Annotated in this window: 12 protein-coding genes; 8 read left to right on the plus strand and 4 right to left on the minus strand. The window is 39.7% G+C overall.

Going from position 1 to position 9,776, the window contains the following annotated elements; all coding sequences use genetic code 11:
• The first annotated feature begins 27 nt into the window (after positions 1 to 27).
• From ACYVI9_RS05905 to ACYVI9_RS05935, 7 genes are all read left to right on the plus strand, one after another.
• A complete protein-coding gene (locus ACYVI9_RS05905; RefSeq protein ID WP_460761932.1) occupies positions 28 to 1,326 on the plus strand; it encodes a hypothetical protein in 1,299 nt (432 codons plus the stop codon).
• Positions 1,313 to 2,023 carry a DUF6320 domain-containing protein gene (locus ACYVI9_RS05910; protein ID WP_460761935.1) on the plus strand — a complete coding sequence of 237 codons (711 nt, stop codon included), beginning with the start codon at positions 1,313 to 1,315 and terminating at the stop codon, positions 2,021 to 2,023. Before ACYVI9_RS05905 ends, ACYVI9_RS05910 begins: the two co-directional genes overlap by 14 nt.
• A 175-nt stretch (positions 2,024 to 2,198) precedes the next feature.
• Positions 2,199 to 2,759, plus strand: coding sequence for a helix-turn-helix domain-containing protein (locus tag ACYVI9_RS05915; RefSeq protein WP_460761962.1), 561 nt, complete (start codon positions 2,199 to 2,201; stop codon positions 2,757 to 2,759).
• A gap of 429 nt (positions 2,760 to 3,188) precedes the next feature.
• Positions 3,189 to 3,920, plus strand: coding sequence for an ATP-binding protein (locus ACYVI9_RS05920; protein WP_460761938.1), 732 nt, complete (start codon positions 3,189 to 3,191; stop codon positions 3,918 to 3,920).
• Positions 3,921 to 4,060: 140 nt separating this feature from the next.
• Positions 4,061 to 4,282, plus strand: coding sequence for a hypothetical protein (locus ACYVI9_RS05925; protein WP_460684454.1), 222 nt, complete (start codon positions 4,061 to 4,063; stop codon positions 4,280 to 4,282).
• Between the two features lie 132 nt (positions 4,283 to 4,414).
• Positions 4,415 to 4,756, plus strand: a complete 342-nt coding sequence (locus ACYVI9_RS05930; RefSeq protein WP_460761941.1) for a cupin domain-containing protein — start codon at positions 4,415 to 4,417, stop codon at positions 4,754 to 4,756.
• 343 nt (positions 4,757 to 5,099) lie between these two features.
• Complete coding sequence (locus tag ACYVI9_RS05935; protein WP_460761944.1) at positions 5,100 to 6,188, plus strand: calcium:cation antiporter; 1,089 nt, start codon at positions 5,100 to 5,102, stop codon at positions 6,186 to 6,188.
• A 508-nt stretch (positions 6,189 to 6,696) separates the two neighbouring features.
• Here ACYVI9_RS05935 and ACYVI9_RS05940 read toward each other — a convergent pair.
• Both ACYVI9_RS05940 and ACYVI9_RS05945 read right to left on the minus strand, forming a co-directional pair.
• On the minus strand, positions 6,697 to 6,843 hold the full coding sequence (locus tag ACYVI9_RS05940) for a hypothetical protein (protein WP_460761947.1): 147 nt from the start codon (positions 6,841 to 6,843) through the stop codon (positions 6,697 to 6,699).
• Between the two features lie 11 nt (positions 6,844 to 6,854).
• Entirely contained in the window at positions 6,855 to 7,664 is an 810-nt protein-coding gene (locus ACYVI9_RS05945) for a relaxase/mobilization nuclease domain-containing protein (protein ID WP_460761964.1), read from the minus strand.
• On the opposite strand from ACYVI9_RS05945, the gene ACYVI9_RS05950 reads away from it, so the two are divergent.
• Positions 7,626 to 8,114 (plus strand): TonB-dependent receptor domain-containing protein, encoded by a 489-nt coding sequence (locus tag ACYVI9_RS05950; RefSeq protein ID WP_460761949.1) that lies wholly within the window; start codon positions 7,626 to 7,628, stop codon positions 8,112 to 8,114. The two genes, ACYVI9_RS05945 and ACYVI9_RS05950, sit on opposite strands and share 39 nt — an antisense overlap.
• Positions 8,115 to 8,153: 39 nt before the next feature.
• Here ACYVI9_RS05950 and ACYVI9_RS05955 read toward each other — a convergent pair whose 3' ends face one another.
• Positions 8,154 to 9,032, minus strand: a complete 879-nt coding sequence (locus tag ACYVI9_RS05955) for a cation diffusion facilitator family transporter (protein ID WP_460761952.1) — start codon at positions 9,030 to 9,032, stop codon at positions 8,154 to 8,156.
• 72 nt (positions 9,033 to 9,104) lie between these two features.
• Positions 9,105 to 9,674 carry a metallophosphoesterase family protein gene (locus tag ACYVI9_RS05960; protein WP_460761955.1) on the minus strand — a complete coding sequence of 190 codons (570 nt, stop codon included), beginning with the start codon at positions 9,672 to 9,674 and terminating at the stop codon, positions 9,105 to 9,107.
• Positions 9,675 to 9,776 lie beyond the last annotated feature (102 nt).

Genomic DNA, 9,776 nt, shown 5'->3' on the forward strand with positions numbered 1-9,776 from the left:
CGCAGGTTTACAAAACGATGCCGGCACATGACTCATACAACTCAGCATAGAAAGCTTAATGATGATTTCTGGTTACGCCTGGATAATGCTGCTAAGATATATCCCGCTATTAAAGATCATGAACTCACCTCTGTGTTCAGAGTAGCAGCCGTATTAAAACACCCGGTCAGAATCCTACCCTTTATGGAAGCGATCCAGGCAATTGAAAACCGTTTCCCCTATTACAAAGTGAGATTAAAAGCCGGCTTTTTTTGGTACTACCTGGAACACAGCGATCAACCCATATCAGTAGAGCATGACACCGGTACACCCTGCAGATCTTTTAGCTCTAAAGAACTAATGTTTAGGGTGCTTGTTAAAAAAAACCGGATCAGTGTAGAATTCTCTCATATACTGACAGATGGTACAGGCGCGCTTGAATTTTTAAAAATATTGCTTGCCACTTATTTTAAAAAATGCAGCATCCTGTTTACCCCAGATATCTGCAGTAGTTTGCCGGAACAAATGGCTAAAGAAGAATATGAGGATAGTTATAACAGGTATTTTAAAAAGATAAAAGCCCCGTATGTAAGTATAAGCAATGCTTTTCATATACCCTTTTCGCTAAAAAAAGTACCCCGGTTTGATGTGCTGATTGCAACATTACCCTCCGCATCCATCCTGAACAAAGCAAAGGAGCATCATGTGAGCCTTACCGGATACCTTACATCAGTATATCTGTACGCTTTGCAAAAGGTGTACCTGGAACAGTCTGTATTGATGAAGAAGATAGCCCGCAAAATCATACGCGTTGAAGTACCCATTAATTTGCGTAAGCTATATCCTTCAAAAACAATGAGAAACTTCTCTCTCTATGTACTTCCGGGGATAGATATGCGATTGGGAACTTATTCATTTGATGAGATCGTAAAGATCGTTTATCACCAGATGCAACTCGAAACGGATAAAAAGCTGATCAATAAAATGATTTCCCGTAATGTCAGCGGGGAAAGGAACACATTTGTAAGAAGTCTGCCGCTTTTTATCAAGTCGTTTTTTTTATCTCGGTTATATACCGTAGGTACAAAGCAGTATAGTGGAGTTGTTACCAATATGGGCAAGATCAACTTAGGGTATCAGGAGAATGAACTGATCGATCAAATGATTTTTATAGCGCCTCCGCCCAATAAAATATTGAAGGTAAATTGTGCCGTGGCAGGTTTTGGTGACAAGCTAATACTGAGCTTTGGCAACATTAGTACGTCCAGAGTACTTGAAAAGCACTTCCTCACGTTTTTAACTCATCAGGATATACCCGTAAAAATAAGCAGACATGAAATTTTGTAATAACTGCGACGTAGAACTGGAATCATACATGAATAAATGCCCGCTTTGCGGACAGGAGGTTTCAATAGCGGGTTCGGGGAGGGAAACTGTGAATAGAAAAGGTGATAATGAACCTGGTTTTTTAATTAGAAAGATGTCCCCAAAACAAAAAATTCTTGTTTGGGATATTATTTCCATCATTTTCCTTGCTGTAATTCTTGTACCACTGGTCATCAACCTGATTATCAGCCATAACTTTAGCTGGTCCCAGTACCCGATGAGCATCTGCCTCTGCGCCTTTAGTTACATAACGTTTTTTGCTTTCTGGAAACGGACATTTATAATAAAACTCACTGGTAGTTTTATGGTATCTGCAATACTTTTGGTATTAGTGGACAGTTCTATAAAAGGAATAAGTTGGCCGGTAGAAGTAGCTCTCCCTGTCTTATTTATAGGTAATCTTATTGCAGCGATTTTGTATGCGATCATCATTCACTTAAAAAATAGGGGCATCGATATTATTGCTTTTGTTTTCCTGGGAAGTGGCTCTTTTTGCCTGGGCATAGAAGCCGTTATCTCTTTTTACAGATTTAAAACAGTGTACTTGAGCTGGAGCCTCATCACTATTTCTTGTGCATTTCTCATTTTTATCATATTAATTTTCTTTCACTACAAGTTAAAATGGGGAAGGAATTTGAAAAAGACTTTTCACTTGTAAAGATGATTATGGCTTAAATACAGATATAAACAGTATTAGGTCGGTATGGTTCAATAAGATACCTCCCCTGTAAAATTTTCATCTTGGGTGTCAACACCGGATTAGATTTTAAATGATCAGGCAGATAATAAAAGCTACATTTGCAGCAGAAGGCATTAAGGCGAACACAGCTCTTTTGAAATTGTATATTAAAAATATGGTTTGTATTCGTTGCAAGATGGTGGTAAAAGATGAGCTTGTTAAGTTGGGGTTGAATCATTCCCTCGTGGAATTGGGAGAGGCAGAAATTACTGAAAATATTACCCGCGAGCAACGCGATTTTTTGAAAACAGCATTATTAAAATCAGGGCTTGAACTCATGGATGATAAAAAAAGTGTGCTGATTCAAAAAATTAAGAATACTATTATCGAACTCGTTCATTACTCTGAAGAACCTCTTGTGGTTAATCTTTCCGATTATTTAAGTGAAAAGCTACATTATAATTACACCTACCTGGCCAATCTTTTCTCTGAAGTGCAGGGAACAACAATCGAAAAGTTTTTTATTGCACACAAAATCGAACGTGTAAAAGAGTTGCTGGTATATAATGAATTGAACCTTACCGAAATAGCTTATCTGATGCATTATAGCAGCGTGGCGCATTTATCTAACCAGTTTAAAAAAGTAACAGGCCTTACTCCTTCCCATTTTAAGCAGCTTAAAAACAAACGGCGATCAATGCTGGACGATTTATAGCAGCAACCTGTTTTAGATCAGCTATACGTGAATCTTATAACCTTTTTATAAAAAGGTGTAATAGTTAATACATTTAATAGCGCGATATTTACGTGTGATTTAAATAACTCCATTATTATTGGATCTCCATTATTATGATAGCATTTTTTAGCTTTATTATAGTTCGATCTTTTCTGTTTAGAAAGAATAATATTCCAATCCTGCAAAAAGCAAGAAAAAATGAAAACGCAGGGTTGTTTCACGAAGCAATACAAGACTACGAAAAGGCGCTTATTGAATTAAAAACAACGAAGTTTCACCATAAACTGAAAAGTGAAATTGGCAATAAGATCAAACTGTTACATACAGTGCTGAATTATAACAAGAATATATGCTTTACACGATGAGACTGCTTTTAATGTAATCACCGAAAAATAAAACTATTCAAAAATGGCAACAGCTTTTATCTCATTAAAGGATGCTGTACCTGTGGTAATGAGTGAACAAAGCATTCCCGTAAAGGTTGTGTCTGCACTGGTACATGAAATTCGTAATCCATTGACTGATATCACTCTGTCGACCCATATTTTAAAGACCGGCATTTCTGATAATCGGCTGACTACTTTCCTGGATATCATAACCAGGGGCTCAGAAAGAATTGACGACCTGTTAAAAAAAATACTGAATTCAGGAACGGCGAATGAAGCAACAGAACAGGATAATACGGTGCATCAATTATTAGATGAGGTGCTGGCAATTACAGCCGACAGCCTTTTACTCAGGCAGGTTAAGGTAAATAAGAACTATGCTAAGCAGAATTGTACCATTGCATTTAACATATCTCAAATGCGTATTGCTATTACCAATATTGTCATCAACGCAATTAATGCGATGGCCGCCGGAAAGGGAGAATTAACACTTATCACAAAAGCGATCGATCAGGGCTATGTGTTACAAATCGAAGATAATGGGTGCGGTATTTCGAAAGATGACCTGAAAAATATTTTCAGGCCGCTTTTTACAAAAAGGGCGGGAGGCCTTGGATTAGGGTTGGCAGTAACGCACGACATCCTTATTTCCAATCACGTAAATGTAACCGTAGAGTCAGAACCTCAAAAAGGAACCCGGTTTGTATTGTTATTTAAAAATCCTTTTTACGCTTTTCCCGCAATCCTTGATTGATTATGATTTTAATATATACGCCCGGATACGGGATATATGTGTGAATGATGTAACTATTTAGAACAAGCGTGTAATAACTAACCATGTAAATAGCTGCACCTTTGGTTTGTGAAAATTCTTTCACAAAGAAAATTTTTAAAATGAATACAACAAACGACAAAGCGGGAAAAAGCTTTAAAATCACCGGCGATTGGTCTGTACAATCTAAAAATCTCAAAAATAAATTTCCTCAGCTGACAACAGAAGATCTTAAGTATACAACAGGGCAGGAAACAGAGCTGGTTAAAAGGGTTTCAGCAAGACTAGATAAAAAACCCGAGGAAGTAATGGGTATTATTGCAAAGGGAAACCTGACTAAATAAGTAGACCCTCCTATGGAATACCATGAACAATAAATCGACAATTATTGTAGCGTGTTGAGACACGTGCCAAAGAAAAGGCAGAGATGAAAGCCTGCCTTTTCTATTATTCAGTTTTAATTAATCCTAACAATATTGGAAAGTCTAGAAATAGAAAAATCTAAAGTATTCATCATTGTTGAAATACTTGAGTATATTCCTAATTCAGTTGTTATCAAAACAATTATCCGAAAAGCGACGGGGAATGTAAGCGCAGTTTCATTTGATTCAGGGGAGGCATTGTCGGAAAAAACATCTCCTTATGATACTTTCATACAAATAATAGATGGCAAGGCAGAAGTGCTTATTGACGAAAGTTCAAATTTTTTGCAAACCGGTCAATCTATAATCATTCCTGCGCATTCCAAGAATACAATAAAAGCAAATGAGCGGTTTAAAATGATCTCAACCATCATTAAGAGTGGTTATGATGAGTAGCTTGCCATTGCGGAAACTATTGCCTTATAAACAACAACAGCAATATTCGAAAATAAAATCAATTAAGAAGATTTAAAAGCACAAATCAAAACGATGATCATAACGAATTTCCTGAATTATCTAAACATATAAAAGAGATGTCTGTAAAAGTTTCAGGAAGGAATACCGGGGAATAGATCGTAAAGACCTTGTAGAATATTACAATTCTTTAAATGAGTTAGTAAAAAAATATTCGAAAGCTCATGACAGGTGGCCAACCAGGCAGAACGCATTAAGCTTTCAAAAATCTGCTCTTATTTTTTAATTGCCGCTATTTGTCAGCATCCTTATTCTCTTTAAGTTTATGAAACAACGTATATATCTGGCCTTGTGGACCATTGTAGTACCGATTTTAGCCTGGCTTGCATATTGGGGTGTTTTGATGGGAGCAGACGGTGGATTTTTTCACTTATTGATCGCACTCTTGTTAACCGGGACCGTTCTCGCTGCCGTACACCATGCAGAAGTAGTAGCTCACCGTGTGGGAGAACCTTTTGGAACCCTGGTTCTTGCGTTGGCCATCACTGTGATCGAGGTAGCGTTAATAGTTTCCCTGATGCTTACAGATAACGGGCATGGGACGGCGGCCCTTGCACGGGACACCGTGTTGGCAGCAGTCATGATCATACTTACGGGAATTGTGGGCATTTGTCTTCTGGTAGGGGGTGTTCGGTACAGAGAGCAGGTTTTCAGCCTTCAGGGAGTTAGCGCGGCATTGGTTACTTTAACTGCCATATTGGTTTTTACGCTCATATTGCCCAATTTTACTACAAGCAGGCCGGGGTCCGAATACACACCTCTCCAGTTGGGGTTCGTTGCTTCAGGATGCCTCATCCTTTACATTGCTTTTACATTAGTTCAGGCGATCAGACACCGGGCTTATTTCCTGCCTCCCCATGCGGAAGGAAACGAGGAAGCCTATGCTGAACCACCGACAAACAAAGAAACATGGAGCAGTGTATTCTTGTTGCTCCTTTGTCTTGGAATAGTGGTTCTACTTGCTAAAGTTTTAGCGCCAGATATAGAACGTAGCGTTGCCAAAGCGGGCGCACCCAAATCCTTAGTAGGTATCATTATAGCAGCAGTGGTACTGCTTCCCGAAGGACTTGCAGCCTTTCGTGCCGCCCGAAAGAACCGCCTGCAAACCAGTCTTAATCTGGCCCTCGGATCTGCTCTTGCCAGTATAGGGCTTACAATTCCTGCCGTAGCTGTGGTATCAATAACAACCGGCATGAAAATCACATTAGGCATTGATATGAAGGCAATGGTACTGTTAGTGCTGGCACAATTTACAATTATGCTTTCGCTTGCAACGGGGCGTACCAATATATTGCAGGGCATAGTACTTTTGATGATATTCGTAGTTTACATCTTTTTGACTATTGCACCCTGACAATCTTTTCCCGAACAGTTATTTGTGATTCACAGATTTTTGTAGTTGTCGTGCATGGGATCGTAGCTCCTCCGCTTCCTGATTCATACGGTCCGAATCCCTCAATTTAGGATTCTGGGTATAAACCGGGTCCACTTTATTAAGATAACGCCGCATAAAGGTGAAGGATGTATATAGCCGGATGAGCCGGTACTTGGTATCATTTTCCTGAAATTTCCTCAGCTTTTGATAGGGACTGTGCCATCCACAGCAAAGCAGGCAAACAGTAATAAAAAGAACCCCTGTAGCCACAATGATCTTATGTGCATGATGGTGACGCTGCACCTTTTGCTGTTATGATTCGAATAATTGTTGGGTTATGGCAGACAACTTCCGGTAAAGCTCCTGGATGATTTTGCCGGGGAAACTTAACTGACCTATAGCGCCTTCCAGCTTTTCAACTTTCTTTTTTAACTAGTACCACGATGCTGTTTTCCGGGAGTTGCTGCTGCTCTTGGTCGCTGATCACCTACTGTACATTACCCGTTAGCTCTTTAATTTCACTCGTCAGCACTGCCATGTTCTTCGTATTTTCCTGGTACTGTTCGGAATATTCATTCAATACAAATAGCACTGTTTCCTTTTCATTAGAGGTAAGGTTCTTTTCTGTATTCATATAAAATTATTTTATGGCCGGTAGCCTCTTTTCTTCTTCTTTTTAATATTTCGATAGTATTCCCGCTCTATTTCTGATGCGGTATAATCGTCGGGGGATGGATATTGCACCTTGAACAGATCTGCAACAAGATCTGCAGCAGCACTTGTCATTTGTGTAGCTGCCTGTGTGATTATTTTATTGATGCTATTTTCCAGAGGATCGACCTTATAAGGTGAAAAAGGTACGATCCGCTGCCGGGCCTGAATACCTCGCTGCCCCGGATCGGTTTTTTGTTTTCCCTGTCTGTCTTTGAGATTTTGGGATTGTTTTGCCTGCAACAATTCTTCAATAGTACTTAAGGAAAAACCGAGTTCACTGCCTTTTACTTTTACCTTTTTGTCGTCAACAAAGCTGATACCGCGACCTTTTATGACGGTATAGCCGAGGTGTTCCATGTTATGAAAAAGATCGGTCAGGCTCGTTGCCCGTTTTAAACAATGTATCAAATCCTGCCGCATTTTTTCTTTCCGCGTGTCATGCCGGGGTATTTGCTGCTGATCTTTGGGTAAAAAGTGTTTTGGGCTTAATACCGATTGTAAATGAAATTGCTTTTCCAGCCTGCGGCAAAGCTTGTCCATTTTATAAAAATTGTTGCTGGTACTGGCGGCTTTTCCATCAAAGCCTACCCGGTTGGCCACAAAGTGAATGTGTTGTTCTTTGGTATCATGATGCTGGATAACCAAATACTGGTTACAGTCAACGCCTAATTCTTTTGCCATCTCTTCAGCAATGGATAACCATTGGTCACGGGCAAGGACATCTCCCGGTGCCAGGCCTATGCTGAATTTAACTTATTAAAGTACCTGGACCAAAAGTCAAAGTATGGGTTAAGCCTTTTTAATTCGTTCGCATACATCGATGCCCGGTATACCAGCGGTGAATTTAAAGGGAACCGTGTGGAAACGGCTAATAAAGTCATCAACAGGGCAGGCATCAATTTCAGCACGCCAAAACTTTCGTCTACCTTCCAGGTAAACTATACCGGAGACGCTTATGGTGATGCTTCCAATCTTAGAATAAGTGAAAACCCGGTTGGGGGTTATATTCCCGCCTACACGGTTCTTGATTTTAGCGCAACGTACAAGATAAATAACTATGCGATAAAAGCCGGCGTAAATAATATTGCAGATGCCGCTTATTTTACACGAAGGACGGATGAATATCCCGGGCCCGGCATCATCCCATCAATTGGAAGGAGCTTTTATATAGGGCTCAGCGCGAAATTTTAATTTTCTGCATCAACTCTGACACCGGGAATACGGAAAATGTTAATCATTGGGCTCTATATGAATTAAGCAATATCCTATCTGTGGCAATTCACTTCTAAAAGTATCCTTCAGATTATGGGCAATATCGTGCCCCTGCTTTACGGTGAGATTGCTATTTACTCTTACGTGTAAGTCAATATTATATTTTAATCCCACTTTTCTTACGAAACACTTTTCGGTATTAGCAACGCCTGCTACCGTTTGGGCTACCTTTCTTATTTCCACCACCAGGTCATCATAGGTATGTTCGTCCATAATTTCGCCAAGGGCTGGTCTGAATATCAGGTAGCTATTGTATAGAATGAAAACAGAAGCAAATAAAGCCGCCCAATCATCGGCCGTTTCATAACCCTTTCCCAATATCAATGCAATGGAAATGCCTATAAAAGCTGCAACAGACGTGATCGCATCACTCCTGTGATGCCAGGCATCTGCTTTGAGAGACGAACTATTCGTTTCCTTACTTTTCCTGATTACGATACGAAAAGAAATTTCTTTCCAGATAATAATAGGTGCAAGAATAAAAAGGGTCCAGTATTTAGGAAGTTCATGGGGTGTTCTGATATTATGAATGCTTTCATACGCAATAATAGTTGCAGAAATGATCAGGAATCCCACAACAATAAATGTTATCAGCGGTTCAATTCTACCATGTCCGTAAGGATGGTTCTCATCTGCAGGCCGTTTGGCATATTTCAACCCAAACAATACCAAAATGGAGGAAAGAATGTCTGCGGTACTTTCTATCGCGTCCGCAATAAGGGCATATGAATTGCCAAAAAAACCTGCAAGCGCTTTTATAGCAGCCAAGGCGGTGTTTCCCGCTATACTGAAGTATGTTGTTTTTATTGCTGTTTGTTCGTTGTTCAATTCTTCCATAATCTATTTTGTAAGGCGCTATTTAAATACAAATTTAAATAACGCTTACATTGCTGCAACGTTTATAAAGAATCAATATGCCAATCTAAGCATATCCGCAAATTCATCAGGAAGCACACTTTCTTCCAATGCTTTTGCAGCTTTTTCTATATCGTAGCTGAATCGCCTAAATTCTACATTGATGCTATTGGCGTCCAGAACTGTACTTTGTTCATTTATTGTAAGTAGTACGTAACAACCCCTGGGATCTCCATCTTTCGGTTTGCCAACAGAGCCGGTATTTATTACGTGTTTATAGCGGCCTTCTGACGTTGAGATGATCCGGTGGTAAGGTTTGTGGGAATGACCGACAAATAATACATCCGCTCCGGCTTCATTCATCATATCCAGCACATATTGCTGATCAGTGTCAATCAATGTGTATTCATCCACTTTGCGCGGGCTTCCATGAGCCAGGAACAGGTTTAATGCGTCATTATTTAACTGGTATTCCAGTTTCAGATAGGATGGCAAAGTTTTTAGATAGTTACGGGCATCCTCTTTTACAATATGATAGGCATACTTTTTCCCTGGCTGTTGCAGGTCTTCGGGAGTAGTATCCAGACCGATCACTTTTAGTAAACCTCTAACGAGGACGGCCACTGTTTTCTGATTTGATGCTTTTAGATTTGATATTCATTTTCAAAAAAGGATATCAATGAATGAGCAAACATCAAGTCCTGCAATCGTTCGCCGCAGTTCTGA

Source organism: Niabella terrae (genome assembly GCF_054783135.1).